The organism is Paraburkholderia sp. CI3, assembly GCF_050436505.1.
In the GTDB taxonomy this organism is placed as follows: Bacteria; Pseudomonadota; Gammaproteobacteria; order Burkholderiales; family Burkholderiaceae; genus Paraburkholderia; species Paraburkholderia tuberum.
Genome location: NZ_JBNDMI010000004.1, coordinates 628,675 through 653,760 on the forward strand (window position 1 = coordinate 628,675; position 25,086 = coordinate 653,760).

The 25,086-nt window shown below is 64.8% G+C and carries 21 protein-coding genes, 1 other RNA gene and 1 pseudogene; 14 read left to right on the top strand and 9 right to left on the bottom strand.

All coding sequences use genetic code 11. The annotated features are described in order from the left end of the window. Nucleotides 1-40 precede the first annotated feature (40 nt). The 7 genes and pseudogenes from OKW29_RS24415 to trxA form a co-directional block, all read right to left on the bottom strand. Nucleotides 41-1,420: an MATE family efflux transporter gene (locus OKW29_RS24415; RefSeq protein ID WP_429292924.1), complete on the bottom strand. Its 1,380-nt coding sequence runs from the start codon at nt 1,418-1,420 to the stop codon at nt 41-43. 2 nt (nt 1,421-1,422) lie between these two features. Beyond that, entirely contained in the window at nt 1,423-3,180 is a 1,758-nt protein-coding gene (locus tag OKW29_RS24420; protein WP_184063708.1) for an ArnT family glycosyltransferase, read from the bottom strand. Nucleotides 3,181-3,456: 276 nt separating this feature from the next. Then, nucleotides 3,457-3,720, bottom strand: coding sequence for a type B 50S ribosomal protein L31 (locus OKW29_RS24425; RefSeq protein ID WP_090804621.1), 264 nt, complete (start codon nt 3,718-3,720; stop codon nt 3,457-3,459). A gap of 180 nt (nt 3,721-3,900) precedes the next feature. Beyond that, nucleotides 3,901-4,734, bottom strand: a complete 834-nt coding sequence (locus tag OKW29_RS24430) for a zinc-dependent peptidase (protein WP_429292925.1) — start codon at nt 4,732-4,734, stop codon at nt 3,901-3,903. A 33-nt stretch (nt 4,735-4,767) separates the two neighbouring features. Further along, nucleotides 4,768-5,385, bottom strand: a pseudogene (locus OKW29_RS24435) (MFS transporter); the annotation flags it as partial. A 149-nt stretch (nt 5,386-5,534) separates the two neighbouring features. Then, nucleotides 5,535-6,803, bottom strand: coding sequence for a transcription termination factor Rho (gene rho, locus OKW29_RS24440; protein ID WP_184028958.1), 1,269 nt, complete (start codon nt 6,801-6,803; stop codon nt 5,535-5,537). A 281-nt stretch (nt 6,804-7,084) separates the two neighbouring features. Continuing rightward, nucleotides 7,085-7,411: a thioredoxin TrxA gene (gene trxA, locus OKW29_RS24445; RefSeq protein ID WP_013089343.1), complete on the bottom strand. Its 327-nt coding sequence runs from the start codon at nt 7,409-7,411 to the stop codon at nt 7,085-7,087. Nucleotides 7,412-7,920: 509 nt separating this feature from the next. On the opposite strand from trxA, the gene ffs reads away from it, so the two are divergent. The 8 genes from ffs (at nt 7,921) to OKW29_RS24485 (ending at nt 16,368) form a co-directional block, all read left to right on the top strand. Next, nucleotides 7,921-8,019, top strand: an RNA gene (gene ffs, locus OKW29_RS24450) — signal recognition particle sRNA small type. 182 nt (nt 8,020-8,201) lie between these two features. Beyond that, entirely contained in the window at nt 8,202-10,760 is a 2,559-nt protein-coding gene (locus OKW29_RS24455) for a DNA polymerase III subunit gamma/tau (protein WP_429292926.1), read from the top strand. A gap of 73 nt (nt 10,761-10,833) precedes the next feature. Continuing rightward, nucleotides 10,834-11,160 carry a YbaB/EbfC family nucleoid-associated protein gene (locus tag OKW29_RS24460; protein WP_008923976.1) on the top strand — a complete coding sequence of 109 codons (327 nt, stop codon included), beginning with the start codon at nt 10,834-10,836 and terminating at the stop codon, nt 11,158-11,160. Between the two features lie 227 nt (nt 11,161-11,387). Further along, entirely contained in the window at nt 11,388-11,984 is a 597-nt protein-coding gene (gene recR / locus OKW29_RS24465; protein WP_018418135.1) for a recombination mediator RecR, read from the top strand. A 108-nt stretch (nt 11,985-12,092) separates the two neighbouring features. Further along, complete coding sequence (locus tag OKW29_RS24470) at nt 12,093-13,334, top strand: CaiB/BaiF CoA transferase family protein (RefSeq protein WP_429292927.1); 1,242 nt, start codon at nt 12,093-12,095, stop codon at nt 13,332-13,334. Between the two features lie 160 nt (nt 13,335-13,494). Then, on the top strand, nt 13,495-14,532 hold the full coding sequence (locus tag OKW29_RS24475) for an ABC transporter substrate-binding protein (protein WP_429292928.1): 1,038 nt from the start codon (nt 13,495-13,497) through the stop codon (nt 14,530-14,532). A 127-nt stretch (nt 14,533-14,659) separates the two neighbouring features. Continuing rightward, the gene (locus tag OKW29_RS24480; RefSeq protein WP_184003433.1) at nt 14,660-15,472 is read left to right on the top strand and encodes an ABC transporter ATP-binding protein; all 813 of its coding nucleotides are present in this window, start codon (nt 14,660-14,662) and stop codon (nt 15,470-15,472) included. 71 nt (nt 15,473-15,543) lie between these two features. Then, complete coding sequence (locus tag OKW29_RS24485; protein ID WP_090804632.1) at nt 15,544-16,368, top strand: ABC transporter permease; 825 nt, start codon at nt 15,544-15,546, stop codon at nt 16,366-16,368. A 78-nt stretch (nt 16,369-16,446) separates the two neighbouring features. Here OKW29_RS24485 and OKW29_RS24490 read toward each other — a convergent pair whose 3' ends face one another. Continuing rightward, nucleotides 16,447-17,421 (bottom strand): NADPH:quinone oxidoreductase family protein, encoded by a 975-nt coding sequence (locus OKW29_RS24490; RefSeq protein WP_429292929.1) that lies wholly within the window; start codon nt 17,419-17,421, stop codon nt 16,447-16,449. A 344-nt stretch (nt 17,422-17,765) separates the two neighbouring features. On the opposite strand from OKW29_RS24490, the gene surE reads away from it, so the two are divergent. The 6 genes from surE (at nt 17,766) to rlmD (ending at nt 24,125) form a co-directional block, all read left to right on the top strand. Further along, a complete protein-coding gene (gene surE / locus OKW29_RS24495) occupies nt 17,766-18,524 on the top strand; it encodes a 5'/3'-nucleotidase SurE (RefSeq protein WP_184063695.1) in 759 nt (252 codons plus the stop codon). After that, nucleotides 18,521-19,708: a protein-L-isoaspartate(D-aspartate) O-methyltransferase gene (locus OKW29_RS24500; RefSeq protein WP_184063692.1), complete on the top strand. Its 1,188-nt coding sequence runs from the start codon at nt 18,521-18,523 to the stop codon at nt 19,706-19,708. Before surE ends, OKW29_RS24500 begins: the two co-directional genes overlap by 4 nt. Nucleotides 19,709-19,713: 5 nt before the next feature. Continuing rightward, nucleotides 19,714-20,664 carry a peptidoglycan DD-metalloendopeptidase family protein gene (locus tag OKW29_RS24505; protein ID WP_184028933.1) on the top strand — a complete coding sequence of 317 codons (951 nt, stop codon included), beginning with the start codon at nt 19,714-19,716 and terminating at the stop codon, nt 20,662-20,664. Nucleotides 20,665-20,675: 11 nt separating this feature from the next. Continuing rightward, a complete protein-coding gene (gene rpoS / locus OKW29_RS24510; protein WP_018418126.1) occupies nt 20,676-21,764 on the top strand; it encodes an RNA polymerase sigma factor RpoS in 1,089 nt (362 codons plus the stop codon). Between the two features lie 4 nt (nt 21,765-21,768). Beyond that, the gene (locus OKW29_RS24515) at nt 21,769-22,545 is read left to right on the top strand and encodes a 3'-5' exonuclease (RefSeq protein WP_184028919.1); all 777 of its coding nucleotides are present in this window, start codon (nt 21,769-21,771) and stop codon (nt 22,543-22,545) included. A gap of 149 nt (nt 22,546-22,694) precedes the next feature. Beyond that, on the top strand, nt 22,695-24,125 hold the full coding sequence (gene rlmD / locus OKW29_RS24520) for a 23S rRNA (uracil(1939)-C(5))-methyltransferase RlmD (RefSeq protein WP_429292930.1): 1,431 nt from the start codon (nt 22,695-22,697) through the stop codon (nt 24,123-24,125). A gap of 93 nt (nt 24,126-24,218) precedes the next feature. On the opposite strand, the gene OKW29_RS24525 is transcribed toward rlmD, so the two are convergent. Then, nucleotides 24,219-25,079, bottom strand: coding sequence for an outer membrane protein assembly factor BamD (locus OKW29_RS24525; RefSeq protein ID WP_090804648.1), 861 nt, complete (start codon nt 25,077-25,079; stop codon nt 24,219-24,221). Nucleotides 25,080-25,086 lie beyond the last annotated feature (7 nt).

Consider the following 25,086-nt stretch of genomic DNA (forward strand, 5'->3'; position numbering starts at 1 on the left):
CGGTCGGTGCTATTCGTGGCCTTCCCAACTCCCCATCCCTTCAAACAGCCGACTCAACCCGCCCCGCCGCAGCCTCGCGCAAATAGCGCTGGCTCACGATTCGCCAATACACGAGCAAGCCGAGCCCGGCAATCGCGAGACTTGCGGAATTCGCGACCCAGAAGCCGCGCGCGCCGGTCAGCCAGGGCGGCGTGAGGCCGGTCGTATCGAAGCCGAGCGCATAGCCGCCGCCGAGCCCGACTCCCCACAGCGCCACCGCATAGATGATGGTCGGCACGACCGCGACCTTGTAGGCGCGCAGCACGAACGCGGTCGAGATCTGCAACGCGTCGAACAGGTGGTAGCAGGCGACGATCAGCACCAGCGGCAACGCCTTCGCCGCCACCTGCGCGTTCGTCGTATAGCCGTCGACGATATACGGCCGCAGCACGAGCACGAGCGCGCCATAGCAGCACGCGATCGCAACCGCCATCGCGATGCCGTGACGCGACAGCGTGCGCGCCGCCTGCGGCCGACGCGCGCCGAGCGCCTGCGCGACCAGCGTCGACGACGCGATGCCGATCGACAGTGGCGTCATATAGAGCACCGCGCCGACGTTGCCGGCGATCTGGTGCCCGGCGAGCGTCGTCGTGCCGAAACGCGCGATGAAAAGCGCCATGAAGGTGTACGACGTGACCTCGATCAGATACGACAGCCCCATTGGAATACCGAGCCGCAGTTGCGCGGCCTGGCGCTTCCAGACCGGCCAGCAGAAGTGCGTGAAGATGCCGAGTGCCTTGAAATCGTCGACGCGCGCGAGCAGCAGCATGCCGAGCGCCGCGAGTGCCCAGTTGAGCAGCGTGCTCGCGAGCGCGCAGCCCGGACCGCCCAGCGCGGGCACGCCGAGGCCGCCGAAAATGAACCAGGTATTGAGCGGAATTTTCAGCAGCAGCGCGGCGATCTGCAGGAACATCACGAGCCGCGGTTTGGCGAGCGCATTGGCAACGGAGCCGTAGACCCGGAAGGCGAGGCCGGCGGGCAGCCCGAACGCGAGAATCCGCAGGTACGCGAGCGTGCGCTCGTGCAGCGCGTCGGGCACCCGCGACAACGCTAGCAGCGGCCCGGGGAAGAACAGGATCAGAAAGCCGATCACGGTCAGCGCGGCGGCAAGCCACCATGACTGGCGGACCTCTTCGCCGATCTCGCCGTAGCGACGCGCGCCGTACAGCTGCGCGGTGATCGGCTGCAGCGCGGTCAGGATGCCGGTCAGGCCGATATAGACCGAGACGTAGATCGACGAGCCGAGGCCGAGCGCGGCCAGATCGACGGCCGAGTAGCGCCCGACCATCGCCGTGTCGATCACGCCGAACGCGATGATGGCCAACTGGCCGATCAATACGGGCCACGCGAGCGCGGCGATCTTCCGTACGTCGGCGAACATGGTCAGTCGCGCTTCTTGTGCCAGTTGCGGCGCTTGCCGGGCGGCGGCTTGGGACGGTCGATGCGCACGTACAGGCGGAAGCGCTCGTCGCGGTCCGCCGCGCGGCGGCCTTCCCACACGAGCTTCCAGATGTAGTCGGGCATCGCGCTCGGGTTGCCGTAGTCCTGCGAGTCCTGACGCAGGATTACGTCGCAGTCCTGGTTGAACGAGAAATGCATGTCGCCGAAATACGCGAATGTCGCGATCTGCGCATTGCCCAGGCGCACCGGCGCGATGCACGTGTAGTCATCGGGCAAGTGGGCGGCGATCTGCTGCGCGACGTCGCGATAGGTCCGGCTGTAGTTGACGACCGGCAGCCACAGCGTCATCAGCAACACCCACATCAGCGTGGTGCCGGCGCTCGACAGCACGACGCTGCGCCACAGCACCTTCGGATGACGCGCGAGGCGCCAGCGCACCAGCAGGAACCAGCACACGGTCACCGCGACCGCGCACACGAACGACAGAATCTTGAACTGCGGCACGAAGCCGGGCGCGAGTCGCGCGAGATTGCGCGCGAGCGGATGCGGAAAGCCGGTCAGGCCTGCCACATACACGAGCCATACGAAGCTGCCGAGGATCGTGAAGCTCAGCAGCGCGAACCAGTCGATCGCGTTGATTGCGCCGCGCTTGAGCGTCGGCAGCGCGAAAGTGGCGAGTACCGCAAGTGGCGGCAGCAGCAGCATGTAGAGTCGGTTCGACTGATGGCTTTGCAGCACGACGAGCACGAACAGCGGCCCGATCACCGACAGCGGAATCGCCACGTGCGGCGCGCGCCGCAGTCCCTGCCAGCTGAACCACGACCACAGCGCGAGTGGCCAGGCGGGCCATGTGAAGAGCGGCAGGTTTTTCAGCGCATACGCGGCGACCGAGCCGGGCGGGCCCGCGAACGAACTCAGGCTCACGTGCAGCCACTGGTTCAGATACCAGACAGCGTCGTCCGGGAACGCGGTGAGCGCGATGATCGGCCACGACACCGCGAGCACGAGCGCCACGGGCAGACCCGCGAGCAGCAGCCAGCGCGATCGCGTTTCGCGTACGATCAGCGTCATCGCGAGCGTGCCGAGCAGCAGCGCGCCGACCAGCACCGGGCTGCTCGCGAGTGTGACGAGGCCGATCGCGAGACCCCAGATCAGCGCGCCCTGAATCGGCTTGTCGATCATGCGCACGAGGCCGTACACGAGCATCGCGATGCAGACGAACTGCGCGAGCTGCGGCGTGGTCTCGTGACCGCGCTCGGCGAGGCCGAAGCACGCGAGCAGGATCAGCAGTGCGCCATCGGCGAGCGTGCGGCCATAGTCGCGCGGTTCCGGCTCGCCGCCGAACGCATATTTGAATGGCTGCACTTCGGCGCGCCGGCCGAGCAGATACGCGGCGTACCAGACGAACGCACAGCCCGCGCAGAACATCAGGCCCGTGAACACGCGCGACGCGTTGCTCGCGTCGACCCACGGTGCGAGGATGCGGATCGCACTCGCGCCGAGCCAGTAGCCGAGCGGGCCGTCCTCGGTCAGATATTTGCCGACGAGATTCGGCAGCAGCCAGTCGTGCGCGCCGCCGTTCGCCATCGTCCACATCACACCAAAGCCGGCTGCGTCCTCGTTCTTCCACGGATCGCGGCCGAACAGGCCGAACGAGGCGTAGACGATACAGATGGCCAGCAGCAGCCAGCGCGGCAACGCACTGGTCGCAGAGGCGGTGAGGCGAACGACAGGTCTCATGCGGTGTGTGGAGTCTGGATAAACGATGCAGCCGGAGCGGCCCGGCAGGTCAGGGCGCGAGGGCCCGTTTCGAGCATCCGGCATTGTAGTCGTGCCGTGCGATGCACGTCACGGCCGGTAACGCCCGGCAACGTCAATGGACAAGCTGTAACACAGTGTCGCGAAAGCGCGGCGTGCGACCCAGCGGGCGCACATGCGCAGGCGACAAAAAAGGGCAGCTCGCGCTGCCCTTTCTGTTTGCTCCGTTGCCGGCCGGAAGCCGGCACGGTTGCGGTATTACTTTACTGCCTTGCCCGAAGCACGTGCGCCGAACTTCTTGTTGAACTTCTCGACGCGGCCGGCCGTGTCCATGATCTTTTGCTGGCCGGTGTAGAACGGATGCGATTCCGACGACACTTCGATCTTCGCGAGCGGGTAGGTCTTGCCGTTGAATTCCGCGGTTTCGCGCGTCTGGATGGTCGAGCGCGTCACGAACCTGAAGTCGTTCGACATGTCGACGAACAGGACTTCGCGGTAATTCGGGTGAATGCCTTCTTTCATGGTCTTTCCTTTAATCTGGCGGTAGCCAACCCGCGTGCAGCCTCGAATGGGACTGCCTTCAGGCGCGAGCCACTTGCCTACGGTCGAAAAACCGCGATTATGCCAGAAAATCAGTCGCTTGGCGATTTTTCTGCCAGCGGATTCTCTTGCGGCGCAAGCGGCGCCCACATTCGCGGCGTCTCAAATGGGCGTGAACGTCAAACCGACGCGCGCTGGATCTTGCCGGTAGTAGCGCGCGAGCAGTCGGTACAGTTCCGGATACTCCGCCTCGAACGCTTGGGGCCGCACGAACAGCGCCTCGCTGCATACGGCAAAAAATTCCGACGGATGGTCCGCCGCATACGGATCGATCAGCGACTCGCGTTCGAAACGCGTCCAGCGTCGCTCGGGCACCGCGTCGACTTTCGCACAGAAGTGATCGTATGCATGGTCGAACACATCGGCCCATGCCTGCGCATCGAGCGGCGCGTGCCAGCGGCGCATCAGCGGCGGGTGGCCATCCGCTTCGCCGTTGAGCATGTCGATCTTGTGCGCGAACTCGTGGATCACGACGTTGTATGCGTCGCTGCCATCGGTCATCTGCGCGTCTTCCCACGACAGCACCACCGGGCCGCCTTCCCACGCCTCGCCGCTGGCGTCGTGTTCGATCTCGTGCACGACGCCATCTTCGTCCTCAACGGTCTTGCGGATCACGAACTCGCCCGGATAGACGATCACGCCGACCCAGCCGCGATACAGATCGAGGCTCAGATTCAGCACCGGCAGGCACGCCTGCGCGGCGATGCCGACCGTCATCGCATCGGTCAGCTCGAGCTCGTGCGCGGTCGAGAACTCCTTCTGCGCGAGGAAGAGACTCGTCATCTCGCGCAGTCGCGCGAGATCGGGCGCTTCCAGATGCGTGAGAAAGGGTAGGCCGGCGAGTGTCGCCTGCCACAAGGAATCGTCGATCGCGTAGTCGCGCAGCGCGCGCTCGCGACGCCGTGCGCCCAGCCAGTTCGTGAGTTTCGACAGCATGCTTGGAGCCCACCTTCAGTCGATCTGTTTTTGCTACGCGGCGAACGGGCCGCCGCATATCGCGACGCCGATCAGAAAATAGAAACCGTCGAGCGACGCGAGCAAACTGGCCTGCTGCCCAATCGACCGGCTGATCGACGCGATCGCGTGCGCTTCGCTCGCCGCATGACCGGCGGCGGAGCCGCGCGCCGGCGTCGCGAGCGTGTTCTGGTAGACCGGATTGTACGGATTCACGGACTCCGCGAGGCGACTTTGATGCAGCGCGAGCCGGTGCTGCTCGACGATGATCACCGAGGCGGTCGCGAAGGAGATGGTCAACTGCCGGACGATGTTTTTCAGCCGGTAGCCGTGCGTGAACCCCTCCTCGATCAAGAAGATGCGGCACGTCAGATTCGCGACCGGCGGCACGATGAACAGCAACAGCAGGCCGCGCAGCAGCAGCGGCAGGGCGAGCGCCGCCTCGCCGACGTCCGGTGACATGCGTGTCGTCCACCCGGCGGCGAACGCGGCCACCCCGAAGCCCGGCACGATGATCCACTTCTTGCGCGGCAGCAGCTTCGCAAAACGCAGATAGACGAACAGCGCGCTCGCCGAAATCAGCGACGTGGCGCCGACGAGCCGCCCGGTGTTCTCGACGGGATAGCCGAGGCCCCTCCGAGAAACCGCGTGTACGTTCACGCTGATGTTGAGGCGGCGCATTGTCTCTGCGGACGATGGACGAAAAAAACCGCTCGCAGCTTGCGAGCGGTTTTTCATGCGTTGCAGTTGCCGACTAATACGGCCAGCACGAACGTCGCACGTTAGCTGCCGCCGCCACGACGCATCATGTCGAAGAACTCGGAATTGCTCTTCGTCTGGCGGATCTTGTCGAGCAGGAATTCCATCGACTCGACTTCGTCCATGTCGTGAATGAACTTGCGCAGTACCCAGATCTTCTGCAGCGCTTCGGGCTTGATCAGCAGCTCTTCGCGGCGCGTGCCCGACTTGTTCAGGTTGATTGACGGGTACACGCGCTTCTCGGCGAGACGGCGCTCGAGGTGCACTTCCATGTTGCCGGTGCCCTTGAACTCTTCGTAGATCACATCATCCATGCGGCTGCCGGTTTCGATCAGCGCCGTGCCGATGATGGTCAGCGATCCGCCTTCCTCGATGTTGCGCGCCGCGCCGAAGAACCGCTTCGGGCGCTGCAGCGCGTTCGCGTCGACACCGCCCGTCAGCACCTTGCCCGAGGCCGGGACCACCGTGTTGTAAGCGCGCGCGAGACGCGTGATCGAGTCGAGCAGAATCACGACGTCGTTCTTCATTTCGACGAGGCGCTTGGCCTTCTCGATCACCATTTCGGCGACCTGCACGTGACGCGCGGCGGGTTCGTCGAACGTTGAGGCGATCACTTCGCCGGCCACCGAACGCTGCATTTCCGTCACTTCCTCCGGACGCTCGTCGATCAGCAGCACGAACAGCACGACGTCGGGATGGTTCTGCTTGATCGCGTGCGCGATGTGCTGAAGCATCACGGTCTTGCCCGACTTCGGCGACGCGACGAGCAGGCCGCGCTGGCCCTTGCCGATCGGCGCGATCATGTCGATGATGCGGCCGGTCACGTTCTCTTCGCCACGCATTTCACGTTCGAGCAGCAGCACCTTGTTCGGGTGCAGCGGCGTCAGGTTTTCGAACATGATCTTGTGCTTCGAGGCCTCCGGCGGCTGGCCGTTGACCTTGTCCACCTTCACCAGCGCGAAATAGCGCTCGCCGTCTTTCGGCGTGCGCACTTCGCCTTCGATCGTGTCGCCCGTATGCAGGTTGAAGCGGCGGATTTGCGACGGGCTGATGTAGATGTCATCCGTGCTGGCGAGGTAGGAGGTTTCCGGCGAACGCAGGAAGCCGAAACCGTCCGGCAGCACTTCGAGGGTGCCGTCGCCGAAGATCGTGTCGCCCGCTCTGGCTCGTTTTTTTAGAATGGCGAACATCAATTCCTGCTTGCGCAGGCGGTTCGCGCTTTCGATCTCGAGGCCATTGGCCATCTCGATCAATTGGGACACGTGTAGAGTCTTAAGCTCGGATAAATGCATACGGAGAACCCGCAGGAGAAGGTGCGACGAAATGAAATCTGGGAGGAGGGTGAGCGGAACCGCTCAAAGACTTACACGTCTTTTCGACGTTTTGTGGATTCTAGCATAGCACACGCCAATTTAAGCCAGTGCGGCAGCGTGGCATCTTTGTTGCAAAGCGTGTTGCCGGCTGACAACACGCTTGACCGGCGGGCGCGGCGGTTTGCTCACCCGATGCGCCCGTTTCTCCAACTGCCTGCGGCGCGCGATGGACCCGCGAGCGCCGCGGCGTACTGCTTGCTTTACAGGTTGCCGTCGAGGAACGCGGTGAGTTGCGACTTCGACAAAGCTCCGACCTTCTGAGCGGCAACGGCACCGTTCTTGAACAGGATCAATGTGGGGATGCCGCGCACGCCAAACTTGACCGGCGTGGACTGATGCTCGTCGACATTGATCTTCGCGACTTGCAGGCGATCGGCGTAATCCTTCGCGACTTCATCGAGGATCGGCGCGATCATCTTGCACGGACCGCACCATTCGGCCCAGAAATCGAGCAGCACGGGTTTATCGGATTTCACGACGTCCTGTTCGAACGATGCGTCGCTAATATGCTTGATTTGTTCGCTCATTTATGAATACCTCTGTCGGTTCGAGGCCCGCCTGAATTGCTCGCCACGATACGTCAAAAACTGGGAATACTTCCGTTCGCTTTGCCGCATCCAGAGCCTCGCCGCGCATGCCTGTGAAAATCAGAAGAACCGTCTGAAAAAACGCCGGATTTTCATGGAATGCGCGGAAAGAGTCGCGTATGCGGGTCTTTCAATTGGCAGTGTAGCTTAATTCGCTATGCGTTGCCGATGGCGATAGTACTCATCAACGCAGTGGGGCTAATAGGCCGCCGCCGCAGCGTCGGCCGGTTTCTGCGGCTCACGGCGACCGCGTTGCAATCTAAATGGTGTCGCGCGCGGCGAACTCAAGTGCCGCGCATGGCGGGCGTCGCCGCGGTGGCCGGGAGGGTGCCTGGCGGCGTGCAGAAAGCGGCCGCAAACCGCGCGAAGCCGTTCGAAGCGGAGCGTCGTTGGCGTTTTGCTCGTGTCAACAGTCGCACAATGCGCGCGGCAATGATAGAATCCTTCGTGACGGGCCTCCTCGCATGGAGGGATGGTCAACCTGGTCAGGTCGGGAACGAAGCAGCCACAGCCGTTTTCCACCAGTGCCGAGGGTCGGGCTCGTCACCTTTCCTTGCTTTTTTCTCCGCGGCCGTTTTCACGGCTTCTGCGCAGTTTCTCCTCAGTCATTCCGAGCTTTTGTATTGATCGTTCGCCGTCTTCGGATGGAGCGTCGTCGTGGCCGTTTCGCGCATTTCACGCGTCTTCCCGAATCGGTTTTGCGCGCCATTGTTACTGATACAATTTCCGGATGACCTATCAAGTTCTCGCACGCAAATGGCGGCCGAAGGATTTCGCTTCGCTCGTCGGACAGGAGCACGTGGTGCGCGCGCTCACCCATGCGCTCGACGGCGGCCGTCTGCACCATGCCTATTTGTTTACAGGTACGCGCGGCGTCGGCAAGACCACGCTGTCGCGCATCTTCGCGAAGGCGCTCAATTGCGAGACCGGCGTGACGTCGACGCCGTGCGGCGTATGCCGTGCATGTCGCGAGATCGACGAAGGGCGCTTTGTCGATTACGTCGAAATGGACGCGGCGAGTAATCGGGGCGTCGATGAAATGGCCGCGCTGCTCGAGCGCGCGGTGTACGCGCCCGTCGATGCGCGCTTCAAGGTCTACATGATCGACGAAGTGCACATGCTGACGAACCACGCGTTCAACGCGATGCTGAAGACGCTCGAAGAGCCGCCGCCGCACGTCAAGTTCATCCTCGCGACCACCGATCCGCAGAAGATTCCGGTCACCGTGCTGTCGCGCTGTCTGCAGTTCAATCTGAAGCAGATGCCGGCCGGCCATATCGTGTCGCATCTCGAACGCATTCTCGGCGAAGAGAACGTGCCTCACGAGGCGCAGGCGTTGCGCCTGCTCGCGCGCGCGGCCGACGGTTCGATGCGCGACGCGCTATCGCTGACCGATCAGGCGATCGCCTATTCGGCGAACCAGGTCAGTGAAGACGCGGTGCGCGGCATGCTCGGCGCGCTCGACCAAAGCTATCTGATCCGCCTGCTCGACGCGCTCGCGCAGGGCGACGGCGCGGCGGTGCTGGCGGTCGCCGACGAGATGGCCTTGCGCAGCCTGTCGTTCTCGACGGCGCTGCAAGACCTGGCGAGCCTGCTGCATCGGATCGCGTGGGCGCAGTTCGCGCCTTCGTCGGTGCTCGACGAATGGCCGGAGGCGGCCGACTTGCGCCGTTTCGCCGACGCGTTGAGCGCCGAGCAGGTGCAACTGTTCTATCAGATCGCGACGATCGGCCGAAGCGAACTGGGCCTCGCGCCCGACGAATACGCGGGCTTCACGATGACGCTGCTGCGCATGCTCGCGTTCGAGCCGGCGCCGACAGGCGGCGGTGGCGGAGCGGCGGGAGCCGCTGGCACGCAGAGCGGTGCGGGCGGAGCCGGCGCCGGTGCGCAGCGCTCGGGTGCACCGACGGTTGCCGCGCTGCGCGCGCTGTCACCGTCGTCCGCGACGGCCATGGCAACTGCTGCGCCCGTTCGCGGACCTCAGGTAGGCGTTGCCGGCGAGGAGCAGGGCGACGCGATGAAATCGACCGCGCCGACTGCAAAGCCGATCGCGAAGCCCGCAGCCGACTTCGCGCAATCTGAAGAAGCACCGCAATCGCCCAACGCCGAAGTCGCCCGCGTGACAGAAGCGCCTGCCATTACGGCACCCCCGCTGGCGCCGTGGGAAGACGCGCCCGCGAATGCCGTCGCCACGATCGCCAGCTCGAGCGCGCCGGTCTCGAATGAAGTTTCCGACATCGCAACTTCGTCCGCACCGAGCGCGCTTGCAACTGCCGCGCCTGGTCGCGCGGAAGAGGCCACGTCACCGGAACCGGAAGCGCGGCCGGAATTGGCGGCGCCCGCTTCAACGGCGGCACCGGCGGCCGCAGCCGACTCCGTGCCGCGCCGCGCGGGCGGCGCCAGCGCCGCGCTCGACGTGCTGCGCAGCGCCGGCATGAAAGTATCGTCCGACCGTGGCCGTGCTAACACGGACGTGTCCGGGAAGCCGGCCGCACTCGCCACACCGAAGCCGGCCGCACCGAAACCCGCCGCGCCGCGTGTGGTCGTGCCGGTGCCGACGCCCGGTGCGTCACGCCGCGTGTCGCAGGACACCGCCTCGCAGGCTGCGCCCGCTCGCGACGCAAACAGCGGCGCGAGCAGCAATGCGCAGCAGAACAGCCCGTCGATCCCACCATGCGACGACATGCCGCCCGACGACTACCTGCCGTTGTCGGCCGCGGACGACGCGTACTTCATTCCGCCAGAAGACAACTTCGTGCCGGTGTTCGACCGCGGCCCCGACGACGTCCGCATGGACGGCGCGGCCGCGCAGGCCGCCGCGCCGGCGCCGGTCGCCGATACGCGCCCGCTGCCGCCTGCCGTGCCGCTCGATCCGCTAGGTTTCACCGGCGACTGGCCGGCGCTCGCCGTCGATCTGCCGCTGAAGGGCATCTCGTATCAGCTTGCGTTCAACAGCGAACTGATGGCGCTCGACGGCAGCACGCTGAAGCTCAACGTGCCGGTGCCACAATACGCAGAAGCGTCGCAGGTCGCTAAACTGAAGGCAGCGCTCGTCGAGCGGCTCGGCCAGAACGTCGACGTGCAGGTCGAAGTCGGCCCGGCGCGCCGTACCGCCGCCGCGCACGACGCGAAGCTGCGCGCGCAGCGCCAGCAGGAAGCCGAGCGCGAGATCAGCGCCGATCCGTTTGTGCAGTCGCTGATTCGCGAGTTCGGCGCGAGCATCGTGCCGGGCTCGATCCGCCCGATTACCCCGGACGCCGCCCCGAACGGCGCGTCGCCGGCCCACTGATCCATCGTTCGCGGCGTCGTCGCGGCGCGGCGCCGGAATGCCAGATTCCACGCTATCTAGAAGGAGCACGTCCATGATGAAAGGCCAACTCGCCGGGCTGATGAAGCAAGCCCAGCAGATGCAGGAAAACATGAAGAAGATGCAGGAGCAACTCGCGCAGATCGAAGTCGAGGGGCAGTCGGGTGCCGGTCTCGTCAAGGTGACGATGACCTGCAAGAACGACGTGCGCCGCGTGTCGATCGACCCGAGCCTGCTCGCCGACGACAAGGACATGCTGGAAGATCTCGTCGCCGCCGCTTTCAACGACGCCGTGCGCAAGGCCGAGGCGACCGCGCAGGAAAAGATGGGCGGCATGACCGCCGGCCTGCCGCTGCCGCCGGGTTTCAAGCTGCCGTTCTGAACCTGCTCTGATTGAGAACGGGCTGAAGCGGGTGAGCGCCGCGGCGGTTCATTGCCGCGGTGCGAACGCAGACGCTCGCCGCCGCGCGCCGCGTGCAGGCTGGAAACATCGAACCTACAGCCGTGCGTGAAAGCGTCGTCGCGGCGTGAAAGCGCGGCCCGGTTCGAGCAACACCCCCGCATCCCAATTCGCCCACCCGAGCACCTCCCACGTCGACGCCGATCCGCATGAAACAACCTTCCGCCCTGTCGGCGCTCGTCGAAGCGCTGCGCGCGCTGCCCGGTGTCGGGCCGAAGTCCGCGCAGCGCATGGCGTATCACCTGATGCAGCACGATCGCGAAGGCGCCGAAAAGCTCGGGCGCTCGCTGTTGTTCGCGACCGAGCATCTGCGTCACTGCGAAAAGTGCAACACATTTACCGAAGCGCAGATCTGCGAGGTCTGCCTCGATGAGGAGCGCGATCCGTCGCTGCTGTGCGTCGTCGAAACGCCGGCCGACCAGATCATGCTCGAACAGACGATGACCTATCGCGGCCTCTATTTCGTGCTGATGGGGCGGTTGAGTCCGCTCGACGGCATCGGCCCGAAGGAAATCCATTTCGACCGGCTCGTGAAGCGCGCGTCGGATGGCGTCGTCAAGGAAGTCGTGCTGGCCACCAATTTCACCAACGAGGGTGAGGCCACCGCGCATTACCTCGGACAGACGCTGAAGGCGCGCGGCCTTGCCGTGACGCGTCTCGCGCGCGGCGTGCCGGTGGGCGGCGAGCTCGAGTATGTCGACGCGGGCACGATCGCGCGCGCGATGCTCGACCGTCGTTCGATGTAGCCACGCGGCTTTCGTTGGCCGCCGCCATATCCGTCCAGGCACGCATCGTCGCAAGTCGTTGCAAACCAGACAGACCGGGTACACAACGATGCAGAACCAAGGAGACTCATGAGCGCCACCCCCGAATCAGGCGCGAGCGCCGCACCGCATGACGCGTGCGGTCCGCTCGCCGGCGTCAAGGTGCTGGAACTCGGCACGCTGATTGCCGGGCCGTTCGCCGCGCGTTTTCTCGGCGAATTCGGCGCCGACGTCGTCAAGATCGAAGACCCCAAAGGCGGCGACCCGCTGCGCAAATGGCGCAAGCTGTACCCGGAAGTCGGCGGTACGTCACTGTGGTGGGCCGTGCAGGCGCGCAACAAGAAGTCCGTCACGATCAACCTGAAAGCCGAAGAGGGCAAGGAGATCGTGCGGCGCCTCGCGAAAGAGGCCGATATCGTCGTCGAGAATTTCCGGCCCGGTCTGCTCGAAAAGCTCGGGCTCGGCTACGACGTGCTGTCCGCCGAGAACCCCGGCCTCGTGATGGTGCGACTGTCGGGCTACGGCCAGACGGGCCCGTATCGCGACCGGCCCGGCTTCGGCGCGATCGCCGAGTCGATGGGCGGTCTGCGCCATATCACCGGCTATCCGGATCTGCCGCCGCCGCGCATCGGCATTTCGATCGGCGATTCGATCGCCGCGCTGCACGGTGTGATCGGCGCGCTGATGGCGCTGCATCACAAGCAGATGAACGGCGGCAAGGGGCAGGTCGTCGACGTCGCGCTGTACGAGGCCGTCTTCAACATGATGGAAAGCGTGGTGCCCGAATACGGCGTCTACGGCATGGTGCGCGAGCGTACCGGCGCGTCGCTGCCGGGCATCGTGCCGTCGAATACGTATCCGTGCCGCGACGGCAGCATCGTGATCGGCGGCAATAGCGATCCGATCTTCAGGCGCCTGATGATCGCGATCGAACGCGACGATCTCGCCAACGATCCGGCGCTCGCGCATAACGATGGCCGCGTGCTGCGCACGCAGGAAATCGACGCCGCGATCGGCGCGTGGCTGTCCACGCGCACGATCGACGAAGCGCTCGCGGTGCTGAACGCGGCCGACGTGCCGGTGGGCCGCATCTACAGCGTCGCCGATATGTTCACCGATCCGCAGTTCATGGCGCGGCAGATGATCCAGCGGTTCAAGTGGCAGGACGGCAAGGAAATCACGCTGCCCACGGTTACGCCGAAGCTGTCGGCGACGCCCGGTGAGACGCGCTGGCTGGGGCCAGAACTGGGTGAACATACCGATGAAGTCCTGCAATCGCTAGGTTATGATGCTGACGGCATCGCGCGGTTGCGGGCGCAACAGATCGTCTGATGCGCACAGCGCAACGCATAGAGAAAGGCGCGCAAAGCGCGGCGCTGACGCACGATTCGCGCCTTGCGACTGGCAGCCCCACACCGTGGCCAAGCGCTTGCGCAACGCGCACACGGGCGGTCAAAAAGCCGGACGACAAAAAATCTGGAGACAACGGACCATGCAACGCAGAACCTTCCTCGCCGGCGGTGCGGCGCTCGCGGGCGCCTCGCTCGCGGCCACGCCGTTCGCTTTCGCGCAGGGCAAGCCCGAGACCACCAAGGTCGCCATCGCGGTCGGCGGCAAGAACCTGTTCTACTACCTGCCGCTGACGATCGCCGAGCGCCGCAACTACTTCAAGGACGAGGGGCTCGAAGTCGAGATTTCCGACTTCGCGGGCGGCTCGCAGGCGTTGAAGGCGGCAGTCGGCGGAAGCGCCGACGTGGTCTCCGGCGCGTTCGAACACACGCTGCTGTTGCAGGCGCAAAAGCAGATGTTCCGCGAATTCGTGCTGCAGGGCCGCGCGCCGCAGATCGTGCTCGCGGTGTCGAAGAAGACGATGTCGAACTACAAGTCGATCGCCGATCTGAAGGGCAAGAAGATTGGCGTGACCGCACCGGGTTCGTCGACGGCGATCATGGCGAGCTTCGTCCTCGCGAAAGCGGGGCTCAGTCCGAAGGACGTCGCGTTCATCGGCGTGGGCGCCGGTGCCGGCGCGATCGCCGCGCTGCAGTCCGGGCAGATCGACGCGATCGCCAATCTCGATCCGGTCGTCACGCGCCTCGAGCGCGCCGGCGACGTGCGCGTCGTGTCGGATACCCGCACGCTCACCGATACGCACATCGTGTTCGGCGGCGACATGCCGGCGGGCTGCCTGTACGCATCGCAGTCGTTCATCACGAAGAACCCGAACACCACGCAGGCGCTGACCAATGCGATGGTGCGCGCGCTCAAGTGGCTGCAGAACGCGAGCGGCAGCGAACTGATCAACACGGTGCCGGAGAGCTATCTGCTCGGCGACCGCGCGCTCTATCTCGACGCGTGGCAGCACGTGCGCGAAGCGATGTCGCCCGACGGCCTGATGCCCGCCGACGGTCCCGCGACGTCGCTGAAGACGCTGAAAGCGTTCGATCCGGTGATCCAGAACGCGCAGATCGATCTGTCGAAGACGTGGACCAACGACTTCGTGAAGAAGGCGCTCGCGACCGTCAAGGCATAAACGACGCGGCGCGCGCACAGGCGCATCGAATGGGACGTGGACAGGGCGATTCGCCGCGTCCACAGCCGTCGCCCCAGCGTCGCCGCGACAACTCCCCGCTAACCCGATTCCCGAAGCGAGCCGTACGATGACCGTTGCTGCCCTGGCGCTCGAAAACATCACCTGCACGTTCGCCGCGCGTGACAACCGCGCACAGCGCTACACAGCAGTTAAGGACACGACGCTGCGTATCGAGCCCGGCGAGTTCGTGTCGGTCGTCGGGCCGACTGGCTGCGGCAAGTCCACGCTGCTGAACATCGGCGCGGGGCTGCTCCAGCCGTCGACGGGCGGCGTCAGCGTGTTCGGCGAAAAGCTCAGCGGCCTGAATCGCCGAGCGGGCTATATGTTCCAGGCAGATGCGCTGATGCCGTGGCGCTCGGCGCTCGACAACGTGATGGCCGGCCTGTCGTTTCACCGCGTGCCGGCCTCGGAAGCGCGCGCGAAGGCCGAAGAGTGGTTGAAGCGTGTCGGTCTCGGCGGCTTCGGCGACCGCTATCCGCATCAGCTGTCGGGCGGCATGCGCAAGCGCGTCGCGATGGCGCAGACGCTAATCCTCGACCCCGACATCATCCTCATGGACGAGCCGTTTTCCGCGCTGGATATTCAAACGCGGCAGCTGATGGAAAACGAGTTGCTCGATCTCTGGGCCGCGAAGCGCAAGGCCGTGCTGTTCATTACGCACGATCTCGACGAAGCGATCGCGATGTCGGACCGCGTGGTGGTACTGTCGGCCGGGCCTGCGACGCATCCGATCGGCGAGTTCCGGATCGATCTGCCGCGGCCGCGCGATGTCGCCGAAATCCGTTCGCATCCGCGCTTCGTCGAGTTGCATGCGCAGCTCTGGGGTGTGCTGCGCGATGAGGTGCTCAAGGGTTATCAACAGCAACTGACCGCTGTTTAAATGTGCCGCGCATCCCCGCCTGCGCATCGAAAAGAAGACGTGTCCAATAATCGTCCAAGGCAAACCAAGTCATGTGGAAGACGTTGCGCCCGAGCCGGGCGAATCTGGTGATCTGGCAGTGGCTGCTGCTCGTGCTGTGCTTCGTGCTGTGGTACGTGCTGACGAGCCCGACGCTGATACCGCCGTTCTATTTCGACGATCCGAACAAGGCGGCGTTTTTCTTTGGCGAGCCGCAGAAAGTACTGCAGCGGATCTGGGAATGGTTCACGGGCGGCGAGATCTATCTGCATCTGTGGATCACGCTCGTCGAGACCGTGCTCGCGTTCGTCTTTGGCACCACGATCGGGCTCGGCGTCGGCCTGTGGCTCGCGCTCGCGCCGACCGCGAGCGCGCTGTTCGATCCGTACGTGAAGGCCGCGAACTCGATGCCGCGCGTGATTCTCGCGCCGATCTTCGGCGTGTGGTTCGGCCTCGGCATCTGGTCGAAGGTCGCACTCGGCGTCACGCTGGTGTTCTTCATCGTGTTCTTCAACGTCTACCAGGGCGTGAAGGAAGTGAGCCCGGTCGTGCTCGCGAACGCGCGCATGCTCGGCGCGAACCGCAAACAGCTGCTGCGTTTCGTCTATCTGCCGAGCGCGATGAGCTGGGTGTTTTCGAGCCTGCATACGTCGGTGGGGCTTGCGTTCGTCGGCTCGGTGGTGGGCGAGTATCTGGGCTCGGCGCGCGGCGTCGGCTATCTGATCCTGCAGGCCGAGGGCACCTTCGATATCAACACGGTGTTCGCGGGGATTCTGGTGTTGACCGCGTTCGCGCTGATTCTCGATGCGATCGTCGGGACCGCGGAGCGGCGTTTGATGAAGTGGCAGCCGCGCACCGGGGATACCGAGAAGTTGTGAACGTGGATCGCAAGCGGCGCGGCGGCCGAAATCGCAGTCGGCCGCCGCGCCGTTTTTGATGCTGCTTTATTGGTTGTGCTACGGCGTGATGACCACCTTGCCGATCACGCGGCGCTCGGCCATGTCGCGCAACGCGCGGCCGGTGTCGTCGAGCGAGTAGCGGGCCGACACGTAGGGCTTGAGCTTGCCTTCACGAATCCAGCCGGTCATCTGCTCGAATGCCGCGCGATTGCGCTGCGGCTCACGCTTTGCGAAGTCGCCCCAGAACACGCCGACCACGCTTGCGCCCTTCAGCAACATCAGGTTCAGCGGCAGCCTTGGAATCTCGCCATTCGCAAAGCCGACCACCAGATAACGCCCCCTCCAGCCGATGCTGCGAAACGCCGGCTCCGCAAACACGCCGCCGACCGGGTCGTAGATCACGTCCGGACCTTTGCCGTCGGTGAGCGCCTTGATGCGCTCGCGCAGATCCTCGGTGTTGTAGTTGATCGTCGCGTCCGCGCCGTGCTTCACGCAGGTCGCGAGCTTTTCGTCGCTCGATGCCGCCGCGATCACGCGCGCGCCGAGCGCCTTGCCGATTTCGACCGCCGCCAGCCCGACGCCGCCGGCCGCGCCGAGCACGAGCATCGTCTCGCCCGGCTGCAGCGCGCCGCGATCGACCACCGCGTGATGCGAGGTGCCATACGCGAGCGTGAACGCGGCCGCGAGTTCGAACGACACGTCGTCGTCGAGCGGCACGCAGGCCGCGGCGGGCGCAAGCGCCTGCTCGGCAAAACCGCCGGAGCCGGTGAACGCGGCCACGCGCGAACCAGGCTTGAACTGCGTGACGCCTTCGCCCACCGCGCGCACGATGCCCGCGGCTTCCGAACCGGGCGTGAACGGCAGCGGCGGCTTGAACTGGTATTTGTTCTCGATGATCAGCACGTCGGGAAAATTGACGGCCGCGGCCTTCACGTCGATCACGACGTGGCCAGGCGGCGCTTCGAGATCCGCCAGGTTGTCGACGACCAGGCTCTCGGGCGGCCCGTACTGCTTGCAGCGAATCGCGCGCATCGTGTCTCCGTATCGTTCAGGGTTGGCACTGTTTTCGAGTGTAAAGCAAAGCGCACGACCGTGCGATTTATTGCGCTGTGGGTTACAACGCGCAGCGCGCTTTTGATGCGTCGCGCGCGCTTCTCGCGCAAGCCGTATTGCATTGCACAGCGCGAAGTACGCACAGGATGCCGATTCATCGACGTGCGCGCACGGCCGCGCCTTCAGTGCGAAGCAGCATCTTTGCGTTCGATACAAGCATCCGCGCACCTGGAAAATACTGGCTCGCACGACGCTTGTGCACGCCACGCGGACACGCCGTCCATGTCGTTCGCGTGCCATCTTTCCTCGGTTACAATCGGCGCATGCGAATCCTACTCAGCAACGACGACGGTTATCTGGCGCCGGGCCTCGCCGCGCTTTACGAAGCGCTGAAGCCGATCGCCAACGTCACCGTGATGGCTCCCGAACAGAACTGCAGCGCCGCGTCGAATTCCCTGACGCTGTGGCGGCCGCTGTCGGTTCTGCGTTCGGCGAACGGTTTCTACTACGTGAACGGCACGCCGACCGACTCGGTGCACATCGCACTGACCGGCATGCTCGACCATACACCGGACCTCGTCGTGTCGGGTATCAACAACGGCCAGAACATGGGCGACGACACGCTGTATTCCGGCACCGTCGCAGCCGCCACCGAAGGCATCATGTTCGGGGTGCCGGCCATCGCGTTCTCGCTCGTCGACAAGGACTGGGCGCATCTCGAAGACGCGGCCCGCGTTGCCGCCGAAATCGTCGCGCATTATCTCGCGCGGCCGTTGCCGGGACATCCGCTGCTGAACGTCAATATTCCTAACCTGCCGTATGACGAACTGCGCGGCTGGCAGATCACGCGACTCGGCAAACGTCATCCGTCGCAGCCGGTGATCCGCCAGACCAATCCGCGCGGCGAACCGATCTATTGGATCGGCGCCTCGGGCCAGGCGCGCGACGCGAGCGAAGGCACGGACTTCCATGCGGTGGCCAACGGCGCCGTGTCGATCACGCCGCTGCAGCTCGATCTGACCTACACGCAAATGCTGCCTGCGGCGCGCGACTGGCTGCGCGCCGGGAGCGGCAGTTCATGACCGGCGAGCGCGCGAAGCGCTTTCCGTTAGGTCTCGAGGACCTGGTGCGCGAACCGCGCCGGCCCGAGGGACGTCCGGGTGAGATGCGCGCGGCGGCGCTCGCGGCGAGCGCGGCGTTGAACGCACGGCAGCAGTCGGCGAAACCGACGCAGGGCGGCGCGGCCGCACGGGCGCAAGCGAGGACCTCAGCTGCTGCGCAATCTACGCCGGCGACGCGACCCCAGGTGATTCCCCAGGCGAAGACGCAAAGCGCTTCGTTCGGTACGTCAACGGCGGCGACCGGTGCAATGCCGCCAAAGCCGCAGGCCGCGCCAGTCGCAAAGACAACGGCGAACTCGTTGGCCGGTGCATTGGCGGGGCAGCCTGTCAAGCAAGCACCAAAGTCGTCGGTCAAGCCAGGCAAAAACTCGACGCATGCGTCTGGCCACAGCGCACGCGCGACGCCATCGCCACTCCAGTCGCAACTGCAGCAAAGCGCGAAACCCGCGCCGAACGCCGCGTTGGCCGGTGCAATGAGCGGCGCGATGAACAACGCCTTGGCGCTGACCTCGGAACGGGTTCGCGAACGCATGGTCGAACGCGTGCGAGCCAATGGCGTCAGCGATCAGCGTGTGCTGAACGCGATGGCGGCGGTGCCGCGCCACATGTTCGTCGATCCGGGTCTTGCGGCCCAGGCGTACGAAGATGCCGCGCTGCCGATCGGTCATCACCAGACTATCTCGAAGCCGTCGGTGGTTGCGCGAATGATCGAACTCGCGGCGGCCGGGCGCGCGCTGAACACGGTGCTCGAAATCGGCACCGGTTGCGGCTATCAGGCGGCGGTGCTGAGCCAGGTCGCGCGCGAGGTTTATTCGATCGAACGCATCAAGCCGCTGTCCGAGCGCGCGAAGACGAATCTGCGTCCGCTGCGCATTCCGAATATCCGGCTGCATTACGGCGACGGGCGGCTCGGTTTGCCGTCGGCGGCCCCGTTCGACGCGATCGTGATCGCGGCGGCCGGGCTCGACGTGCCGCAGGCGTTGCTCGAGCAGCTTGCGATCGGCGGACGTCTGGTTGCGCCGGTCGGCTCGCAGGAAGGACAGAGCCAGGTGCTGACGCTGATCGAGCGCCTCGGCCCCGCGCAATGGCGCGAGTCGCGGCTTGATCGCGTTTTCTTTGTACCCTTAAAATCCGGAGTGATTTGACACCGATGAGTATGTTGCGCGCGATGCAGAGAACCACCCCGAATACCCCCCTGACCGTAACCCAGCGCAGCGTGTGCGTGCTCGCCTTGTCCCTGTTGATGACGGCCTGTGCATCCCGGCTCGACCAGGCGCCCGTCGTCGACCGCTCCGGCGGCGGCACGCTCGCCACCGCGCAGGGCGCGGCGCAACCGGCGGTGCCGCTCGGCCCGCCGCCGCCCGGCTACTATCGCGTGAAGCCGGGCGATACGCTGTACCGCATTGCGCTCGAAAACGGCCAGAATTACCGCGACATCTCGACGTGGAACAACCTGACCAACCCGAATCAGATCGAAGTCGACCAGCTGCTGCGCGTCGTGCCGCCGGGCGCGAATACCGCGGCCATGACGCCGGGCGTGTCGACCGCGCCGATCGGCAGCACGGGCGCGGTGCAAAGCGCACCGCTGAACAACAACGCGCCGGCCGTGGTCGGCGCCGCGATGCCGCCGCTCTACGGCGGCGCGACGAACGGTACGCCCGCGAATGGTGCGGTAGCTGCGCCTCCGGCCAATCCCTCTGCGGCGAGCGCCGACATCGGCAGCGCCGCGGCAGGCAACGTAGCATTTGCATGGCCGGTGCGCGGTCCGCTGCTCAACACGTTCAACGACTCGACCAACAAGGGCGTCAATATCGGCGGCTCCGCGGGCGAGCCGGTTAAAGCGTCAGCCGATGGTCGCGTCGTCTATGCCGGAAATGGGCTGCGTGGTTACGGCAATCTCATTATCATCAAGCATGATGCAACTTATCTCACTGCGTATGCACACAACCGCGCTTTGATGGTAAAAGAGGGGGACGCGGTTACGAAGGGGCAGAAGATCGCAGAGATGGGCAATAGCGATTCCGACCGTGTGATGTTGCATTTCGAAGTTCGCCGACAGGGTAAACCAGTCGACCCACTGAAGTATTTGCCGCCGCAATAAGCGATACGACCATGCCGAAATCGAAGCGCCGCCCGCCCCAAGCCGAGTCTGAGACGATCAGCGAAGTCACGTCTGCCGCAGTGGACGAAAGCGGCGCTTCGGAAGTGGAAGAAGAGGTCGCGGAGGAGCGCGATCTCGACGAACGCCAGAGCGGCCTCGACGACAGCGAGAGCGCTGACGCGCGCGAAACCACCGGCGAGGCGCCGCCCGACGCCGACGATTTCCGCGCACTGCTGCAGGCCGAGCTCACGGCCGACACGATCCAGCATTATCTGAATCGCATCAGCGTGAAGCCGTTGCTCACCGTCGAGGAAGAGCAGAAATATTCGCGCCTTGCCAAGGCCGGCGAGTTCGAAGCGCGGCAGGTGATGATCGAGCGCAATCTGCGGCTGGTCGTCAGCATTGCCAAGGGTTATCTGAATCGCGGCGTGCCGCTGCTCGATCTGATCGAGGAGGGCAACCTCGGCCTCATGCACGCAATCGAAAAATTCGATCCGACGCGCGGCTTCCGTTTCTCGACCTACGCGACGTGGTGGATCCGCCAGAGCATCGAGCGCGCGATCATGAACCAGGCGCGTACGGTGCGATTGCCCGTCCATGTGATTCGTGAGCTCAACCAGGTGTTGCGCGCGAAGCGCCATCTGGAAAAGAACTCGATGAATTCGGGGGAGGCGGCCGAGCGCCGCGACGCGAGCATCGACGACATCGCTTATCTGACCGGCAAGACCACGGACGAAGTCACCGACATCCTCGCGCTGAACGAGCACACCGCCTCGCTCGATGCGCCGCTCGATCTCGATCCGGCGAGCAGCCTGCTCGATCTGCTGTCGGACGACCAGAGCCAGTCGCCAGACGCCGAAGTGCAGCATCGCGAGCTCGAAACACTGACACGCGCATGGCTCGCGCGTTTGTCGGACAAGCACCGCCATGTGATCGAGCGGCGCTTCGGTCTGAATCACATCGAGCCCGCCACGCTCGAGGAGCTGGCCGACGAAATGGGCCTCACGCGCGAGCGTGTGCGCCAGATCCAACAGGAAGCGCTGGTGCGACTGAAGCGCTTCTTTGCCTCAAACGGTGTCCGCAAAGACGCCGTTCTCTGACCTGATGACACCGATTCTTGTTTTCGACATCGAGACGATTCCCGATGTCGCCGGCATCCGCCGGCTTGAAGATTTGCCCGCGTCGATGAGCGACGCCGACGTCGCCGAGCACGCGTTCGCCGCACGCCGCGAAAAAACGGGCAGCGATTTTCTGCCGCATCACCTCCAGCGGGTCGCGGCGATTTCCTGCGTGTTCCGTGACAACAACGGTTTTCGCGTGCGCTCGCTCGGTACGCCCGAGGACGGCGAGGCGACGCTCGTGCAGTCGTTCTATCGCGTGATCGAAAAGTACACGCCGCAACTCGTGTCGTGGAACGGCGGCGGTTTCGATCTGCCGGTGCTCAACTACCGCGCGCTCGTCAACGGCATCCCCGCCTACCGGTTCTGGGATCTCGGCGAGGACGACCGCGACTTCAAGTGGAACAACTACATCAGCCGCTACCACGCGCGACACACCGATCTGATGGACGTGCTCGCGATGTACCAGGCGCGCGCGAACGCGCCGCTCGACGCGCTCGCGAAGATGTGCGGCTTTCCGGGCAAGATGGGCATGGACGGCAGTCAGGTGTGGCAGGCGTTCCAGCAAGGGCGTATCGAGGAAATCCGCAATTACTGCGAGACCGACGTCGTCAATACGTACCTGCTGTATTGCCGCTTCCAACTGATGCGCGGTGGCTTTTCGCCGTCGGAGTATGCTGACGAGATCAACCTCGTGAAGAACGCGCTCGCGCTGGAAAGCGCGCCGCAGTGGGCCGAGTATCTGGCGGCGTTCGTGCAGTAAGCGCGCGCGAGCAGAGCCTCCGCCGGGGAGCCGCAATCCGGGCCGCGATCCGCACTCGCTCCGCGTGTGGTCCGCACCGCATCGCAGGCAAGCCCGGCGCTTCGTCTACAATCTCGCCTTTCCCCCATAGTTTGTCAGGAAGTCCGCAGGTGTCCCGAACTGCCCCCCCACGTCGCTCGCCGCGGCGCTCATCGAAGCATGCCAGGGCGCACGCCCCGGCGCCGGCGCCCGTCATTACCGGCAACGAACCGCTCATCGAAATCGTTTCGCTCGATATGGAAGCGCGCGGCGTGGGCCGCACCACGAGCGAAGACGGCACGCCAGGCAAGGTCGTGTTCGTCGAAGGCGCGCTGCCGGGTGAACTCGTCAGTTATTCGACGCATCGCAGCAAGCCGAAATTCGAGCAGGCCGAAGTCGTTCAGGTGTTCCGCGAAAGCGTGATCCGCACGACGCCGAAATGCACGTACTTCAACATCTGCGGCGGCTGCTCGATGCAGCATCTCGACATGCGCGCGCAGGTGGCGGTCAAGCAGCGCGTGCTCGAGGACAGCCTGCAGCATCTGGCGAAGCTGCGCCCCGAAACGGTGTTCCGGCCGATTCACGGGCCGTCCTGGGGTTATCGCTATCGCGCGCGGCTCGCGGTGCGCTACCTGCCGGAGCGCGGCGGTATGCGCATCGGCTTTCACGAGAAGAAGAGCAGCTATATCGCCGACATGAAGACCTGCGAGGTGCTGCCGCCGCATGTGTCGGCGATGCTGATGCCGCTGCGTTTCATGGTCCGCAAGCTGTCTATCTACGACCGCATGCCGCAGCTCGAGCTCGCGGTCGGCTCGTCGGTCACGGCGCTCGTCGTGCGCAACCTCGAACCGCTGACGGCCGCGGACGAGCAGGTGCTGCGCGAGTTCGCGGACGAGCACAAGGTGCAGTTCTGGATCCAGCCGGGCGGTCCCGACACGGTCACGCCGCTTTATCCTCTCGACGTGCAGCTCGACTACACGCTGCCCGAATACGGCATCCGTATGCCATTCAAGCCAACTGATTTCACCCAGGTCAATCAAGCGATCAACCGCGTGCTGGTGAGCCGCGCGCTGCGCCTGCTGGCGCCGGCACGCACCGACCGCGTGCTCGACCTGTTCTGCGGGATCGGCAACTTCACGCTGCCGCTCGCGCGAATCTCGCGGGAAGTGGTCGGCATCGAGGGTAGCGAAGTGCTGACCCAGCGCGCGCTCGCGAATGCGGAGCTGAATGGCGTCGCCGGGCATACGTCGTTCGCGTGCCGCAACCTGTTCGAAGTCACCGCCGACGACTTGCGCGCGCTCGGCCACTTCGACAAGTTCCTCGTCGATCCGCCGCGCGAAGGCGCGCTCGCGATCGCGAAGGCGCTCGCGGAGATCGCGCAGAGCGGCAACGGGCCGCTGCCGACGCGCATCGTCTATGTGTCGTGCGCGCCGGCCACGCTCGCGCGCGATGCCGGGCTGCTCGTGCATGAGGCCGGCTATCGGCTGGTGGGCGCGGGCGTCGTCAATATGTTCCCGCATACGTCGCACGTGGAATCGATTGCGCTGTTCGAGCGCGATTGAGTCTCGCGGCGCGCATAAACGAAAACGCCACGACCGAGGTCGTGGCGTTTTCGTTTTCAGACGAAGGTCAGTGTGCCGTCGGCGCGTGAGGGCTCAGAACTGCCACCACGACTTCGCCGTGCCGGGCCGTGCGTGGCCGGTCACGTACGGGCTGTCGGGGAAGGTGCCGGCCAGCACGCGACGAGTGTCGTCGGCGAGTTGCTGGTTGTTGAGCTTCTCGTACGACAGGATCATGATGTGCAGCGCGTCTTCGATGGCCGGCGCGTTCTTGTACTCGCGCAATGCGAGCTGCGCACGGTTGATGGCGGCGACATAGGCGCCGCGGCGATAGTAGTAGTCCGCGGCGTGGACTTCGTGCGATGCAAGCGCATTCACGATGTAGCGCATGCGCTGCGCGGCGTCCGCCGCGTACTTGCTGTTCGGGAAGCGGTCCACCACGACCTTGAACGCGTCATACGACTCGCGCAGCGACTTCGGATCGCGCTCGCTCATATCCTGGCCCGAGAAGCGGCCGAACAGACCGAGGTCGTCGTTGAAGTGGATCATGCCCTTCAGGTAATACGCGTAGGCGATGTCCGGATGATCCGGGTGCAGCTGGATGAAGCGGTCGATGGCCTGGTCGGCGGCGGCGTTTTCGTTGTCTTTCCAGTTGCAGTACGCGACGTTGATCTGCGCCTGCTGGGCGAAGTGGCCGAACGGGTCGCGGCCCTCGAGCAGCTCGAAATACTTCGCGCACTTGCCCCAGTCACCACCGGTCAGGGCGTCGTTCGCCTCCGTATATAATTTGTTGTTGTTCCACGCTGCCGTTTCGTCGGTCTTCTCCGGCAGGCCGTGGCAAGCCGCAACAGCGACGACGGCCGCGGCGCACGCAATGTATCCGGCCACTTTCCGGGCCGCCTTCTTGATGGCCGCCAAATTGATCGCCGCTTCAGTGATGGTGTTCAAGGCTCGCATTTTCCAG

Excerpts from the sequence above, each read along its gene's own strand:
- OKW29_RS24505 (WP_184028933.1), top strand. The coding sequence starts at position 19,714 with ATGAGTATGTTGCGCGCGATGCAGAGAACCACCCCGAATACCCCCCTG.
- OKW29_RS24490 (WP_429292929.1), bottom strand. The coding sequence starts at position 17,421 with ATGCGCGCGATTCGCTGCAAGCAGTACGGGCCGCCCGAGAGCCTGGTC.
- surE (WP_184063695.1), top strand. The coding sequence starts at position 17,766 with ATGCGAATCCTACTCAGCAACGACGACGGTTATCTGGCGCCGGGCCTC.
- rpoS (WP_018418126.1), top strand. The coding sequence starts at position 20,676 with ATGCCGAAATCGAAGCGCCGCCCGCCCCAAGCCGAGTCTGAGACGATC.
- OKW29_RS24475 (WP_429292928.1), top strand. The coding sequence starts at position 13,495 with ATGCAACGCAGAACCTTCCTCGCCGGCGGTGCGGCGCTCGCGGGCGCC.
- OKW29_RS24420 (WP_184063708.1), bottom strand. The coding sequence starts at position 3,180 with ATGAGACCTGTCGTTCGCCTCACCGCCTCTGCGACCAGTGCGTTGCCG.
- recR (WP_018418135.1), top strand. The coding sequence starts at position 11,388 with ATGAAACAACCTTCCGCCCTGTCGGCGCTCGTCGAAGCGCTGCGCGCG.
- OKW29_RS24515 (WP_184028919.1), top strand. The coding sequence starts at position 21,769 with ATGACACCGATTCTTGTTTTCGACATCGAGACGATTCCCGATGTCGCC.
- trxA (WP_013089343.1), bottom strand. The coding sequence starts at position 7,411 with ATGAGCGAACAAATCAAGCATATTAGCGACGCATCGTTCGAACAGGAC.
- OKW29_RS24430 (WP_429292925.1), bottom strand. The coding sequence starts at position 4,734 with ATGCTGTCGAAACTCACGAACTGGCTGGGCGCACGGCGTCGCGAGCGC.
- OKW29_RS24415 (WP_429292924.1), bottom strand. The coding sequence starts at position 1,420 with ATGTTCGCCGACGTACGGAAGATCGCCGCGCTCGCGTGGCCCGTATTG.
- OKW29_RS24500 (WP_184063692.1), top strand. The coding sequence starts at position 18,521 with ATGACCGGCGAGCGCGCGAAGCGCTTTCCGTTAGGTCTCGAGGACCTG.
- OKW29_RS24485 (WP_090804632.1), top strand. The coding sequence starts at position 15,544 with ATGTGGAAGACGTTGCGCCCGAGCCGGGCGAATCTGGTGATCTGGCAG.
- OKW29_RS24425 (WP_090804621.1), bottom strand. The coding sequence starts at position 3,720 with ATGAAAGAAGGCATTCACCCGAATTACCGCGAAGTCCTGTTCGTCGAC.
- OKW29_RS24480 (WP_184003433.1), top strand. The coding sequence starts at position 14,660 with ATGACCGTTGCTGCCCTGGCGCTCGAAAACATCACCTGCACGTTCGCC.
- OKW29_RS24455 (WP_429292926.1), top strand. The coding sequence starts at position 8,202 with ATGACCTATCAAGTTCTCGCACGCAAATGGCGGCCGAAGGATTTCGCT.
- rho (WP_184028958.1), bottom strand. The coding sequence starts at position 6,803 with ATGCATTTATCCGAGCTTAAGACTCTACACGTGTCCCAATTGATCGAG.
- OKW29_RS24460 (WP_008923976.1), top strand. The coding sequence starts at position 10,834 with ATGATGAAAGGCCAACTCGCCGGGCTGATGAAGCAAGCCCAGCAGATG.
- OKW29_RS24525 (WP_090804648.1), bottom strand. The coding sequence starts at position 25,079 with ATGCGAGCCTTGAACACCATCACTGAAGCGGCGATCAATTTGGCGGCC.
- OKW29_RS24470 (WP_429292927.1), top strand. The coding sequence starts at position 12,093 with ATGAGCGCCACCCCCGAATCAGGCGCGAGCGCCGCACCGCATGACGCG.